The following is a 3,459-nucleotide window of genomic DNA, read 5'->3' as shown; positions in this document are numbered from 1 at the left end:
TCACCTCCTATGCAGGTGGTGCGGGGAGCGGGGCGGACCGTCGCGGGCGAGGGGCCCCCGCACCTCGGCCGGTGTCCGGCCCTGTGGGATGGAGCCGTGGCGGGGGGCCGTGCCCGCCGCGCTGGGCTGCGCCGACGCGCTGGCGGCCGTGGCCGTCGGCTGGCCGCGGGGCGCGGTGGCGCTGCTGACGGTGCTGGCCGTGGTCGCCGCGCTCAACGCGGCCGGCGGCCTGTACCGCGCCGCGCCGATGACCTCGGCCCTGGACGAACTGCCCCGGCTGCTGGGGCACACCGCCGTCGCCTGGTGCGTCGCCGAGGCGCTGGCGCCGGGGGCGGGAGCGCCCGTCGCGCTGGCCGCGGTGATCGCCGGGCACACGGCCGCGGCCACGGCCACGCGCGCCGTGGCGCACGCCGCCAGGCGCCGCGCCTGGCGGCGCAGGCCGCGCCCCGCGCTGGTGGTGGGGACGGGCCCGGCGGGGGAGCGGGTGGCCCTGGCGCTCGCCGCGCACCCCGAGTACGGGCTGCGGCCCGTCGGCCTGGTCGGGCCGGTGCCGCGGCGGCTTCCCGAGATCGCGCCGCTGCCGGTGGTGACCTCCTCGCGCGACATCACTCGGGCCATCGTCAGATTCGCGGTCAGGGACGCCGTCTTCGCGAGGCCACCCGAGGACGCGCTGGTCAGGCTGTTCTGGGCGCGCGGGTGCGCGGTGTGGCTGGTCGCCGCCGACCCGGCGGCGGCGGCCGGGGCGCCGGGCCACCTGTGGGGGTTCGGCTGCCGCCGACTCGACCCGCCGCCGCGACCGCACCGCCGACCCGGACGCCTGGGCAAGCGCGGCCTGGACGTGGTGCTCGCCTGTGCCGCGCTCGCGGTGGCCGCTCCGGTGCTCGCGGCGTGCGCGGTGGCGGTCAGGGTCGCCGACGGGCCCGGGGTGATCTTCCGTCAGGAGCGGGTCGGGGAGGACGGGCGGCCGTTCACCATGCTCAAGTTCCGCACGCTGCGGCCCGCCGACGAGCGCGAGGCCGCGAGCCGCTGGACCGTCGCGGGCGACCCCCGGCTGTCCGCGGTGGGGCGGCTGCTGCGCCGCAGCGGCCTCGACGAGCTCCCGCAGCTGTGGAACGTGCTGCGCGGCGACATGAGCCTGGTCGGCCCGAGGCCCGAACGCCCGCACTTCGTCGAGCGGTTCAGCGACATCTACCCCGGCTACGCGGACCGGCACCGGATGCCGGTCGGGCTGACGGGCCTGGCGCAGGTGAGCGGGTTGCGCGGGGACACCTCGATCGAGGACCGCACCCGGTTCGACAACTTCTACATCGAGACCTGGTCGCTCTGGCAGGACGTGCGGATCATGCTGCGCACCACGGCCGCCTGCTTCCGGCTCGGAGGCTCCTGATGCCCCGGGCGTTCCGGGTGCTCCCGGCCCTCCCGACGTTCACGGCCTTCCCGTCGTTCATGGCGTTCCTCGGGGCGGCGCCCGCCTCCGTCGCCGCGCCGGTCCGCTCGCTCGCGCGCTCCCTGGTCCGCCGGCGGCTGCGCGCGCTGCCCGTGGTGGTGACCGTGCTGCTGCTCGTCCTGCCGGGCGACCGGTGGACGCTGGCGGGGGGGCGGGTCGCCCCGGCGGACCTGGCCTCGTTCGCCCTGGTCGGGCTCTGCGCCTGGCAGCTGCCGAGCCGCGCGGGGCGCCGCCGCCAGCGGCCCCGGCTGACCGCGCCCGCCGCGGCGGCGCTCGCCCTGCCCGCGGTGGCGCTGGCCGCGGCCACCGCCGCCTCGGGCGACCCGGTGGCGAGCCTGCCCGGCTTCCTGCGCTGCCTCCAGGTCTTCGTCCTGGTGCCGCTGGCCGTGCTGCTCCTGCTGCGCGACCGGCGCGATGTCCGGCTGGTCGCGGGGGCCCTGGTGGCGCTCGCGCTGGCGCAGGGGGCGGTCGGCGTCCTCCAGTACGCGACGGGGACCGGCGCCTCCTACCTGGGGCAGAACGTCCGCGCGGTCGGCACGTTCGGCCCGCTCAACGTCATGAGCATGGCCACCGTCGTCTCCTACGGGCTGATCGTGGCGCTCGCGCTGGGGCTCGCGCCCCCGCGCTCGGCGCCGCGCTGGTGGCGCCCGGCGGCGCTGGCCTGCGCCACGCTGCTCGCGGTGCCGCTGGCGTTCTCCTTCAGCCGCGGCGCCTGGCTGGCGACCGGGGCCGCGGTGGTGGCGGTGGTGGTGCTCGCCGGATTCAGGATCGCGCGCAGGACGCTGCTGATGCTGCTCGCGGGCGGCGGGCTGCTGGCGGGCGGGGCGGCGTTCGGCTCGGGCATGGTGTCGGAACGGCTCGGCAGCATCGGGGATGTGACGGGAACGCCCGACCAGTCGGTGATCGACCGGTACGCCATGTGGGACGCGGCCCTCTCCATGTGGCGCCAGGATCCGTGGACCGGAACCGGGCCCAAGGGGTTCTCCGAACACCGCGACAGCCACGCCCCGTTGGCCCTCTCCTCGGGCAGTGACACGGCGGGCGCGGGGCACGGGTACCAGCGGCAGGAGCTGGAGTCGCCGCACAACATGTACCTGCTGCTGCTCAGCGAGCAGGGTCTGCTGGGCGCCACGGCCCTGGCCGGGGGCTGGGCGGCGCTGCTGGGCGGGTGCCTGCGGCGGCTGCGGCGGGCGCGGTCCCCGGACGTCGGGCTGATCGCGACCGGGCTGCTGGTGTGGAGCACGGTGAACTTCCTCTACGCCGACATCGGCGGCCCGGCGACCGTGCTGACGGCCGTCGCGTTCGGCCTCGCGGCGTGGTGGGCGTTCGCGCCCGCGGCGGTGGGGGGCGCGGAGCGGCCCCTGGCCGCCGGGGCGGTGGCGGCGGTGGTGTCGGTGGGGGCGCGGTGACCGGGACGCTGGCGCCCGCGCCCGCGCCGGCGGCGGCCGAACGCGCCGCGTCCGCGGAGAGGTTCGTCGCCAGGGCGGCCACCGCCACGGCGGCGCTCACCGCCGCGGGGGCGCTGGGCGGGCTGCTGCGCGACCAGATCATCGCCACGCTGTTCGGCGCGGACGGGGCGACGGACGCGTTCCTCGTCTCCTGGACCGTGCCCGAGGTCGCCGCCACGGTGCTCATCGAGGAGGCGATGGCGCTGGTGCTGGTGCCCGCGTTCGCCTGCGCGCTGGCCCGGGACGGGGGCGGCGGGGTGCGGCGGCTGGTCGCCGCGACGTTTCCCCGGCTGCTGTGGGGGCTCGCCGTGGCCACGGTCCTGCTGGTCGCCGGGGCGCCCCTGCTGGTGCGCGCGCTGGCGCCCGGCCTCGCCGATCCGGCGCTCGCGGTCGACTGCACGCGCCTGACGGCAGTGACTCTTCTCACCTTCGGGACGGCCGGCTACCTCTCCGCCGCGCTCCGGGCCCACCGCAGCTTCCTGCCGCCCGCCGCGATCTACCTCGCCTACAACGTGGGCATCATCACGACCGCGCTGGCCCTGCACGGGGTGTGGGGGATGCGGG

General features: G+C 77.9%; 3 protein-coding genes. All 3 read left to right on the top strand.

Features of this window, described 5'->3' with window-relative positions:
- Positions 1-88 precede the first annotated feature (88 nt).
- Positions 89-1,387: an exopolysaccharide biosynthesis polyprenyl glycosylphosphotransferase gene (locus ADY01_RS34155; RefSeq protein ID WP_053171504.1), complete on the top strand. Its 1,299-nt coding sequence runs from the start codon at positions 89-91 to the stop codon at positions 1,385-1,387.
- 59 nt (positions 1,388-1,446) lie between these two features.
- A complete protein-coding gene (locus ADY01_RS34150) occupies positions 1,447-2,856 on the top strand; it encodes an O-antigen ligase family protein (protein WP_049580659.1) in 1,410 nt (469 codons plus the stop codon).
- Positions 2,853-3,459: lipid II flippase MurJ (locus tag ADY01_RS34145; protein WP_420715764.1), on the top strand; the 607-nt coding region annotated here is incomplete at its 3' end. The genes ADY01_RS34150 and ADY01_RS34145, both read left to right, overlap by 4 nt.

Source organism: Streptomyces sp. SBT349 (assembly GCF_001083795.1).
Taxonomy (GTDB): domain Bacteria; phylum Actinomycetota; class Actinomycetes; order Streptomycetales; family Streptomycetaceae; genus Streptomyces.
Note: the sequence above shows the minus strand (reverse complement) of the source record. Positions and strands in the feature narration are given on the sequence as shown.

Coding starts and splice junctions, on each gene's coding strand:
- ADY01_RS34155 (WP_053171504.1), top strand. CDS start 89: ATGGAGCCGTGGCGGGGGGCCGTGCCCGCCGCGCTGGGCTGCGCCGAC.
- ADY01_RS34150 (WP_049580659.1), top strand. CDS start 1,447: ATGGCGTTCCTCGGGGCGGCGCCCGCCTCCGTCGCCGCGCCGGTCCGC.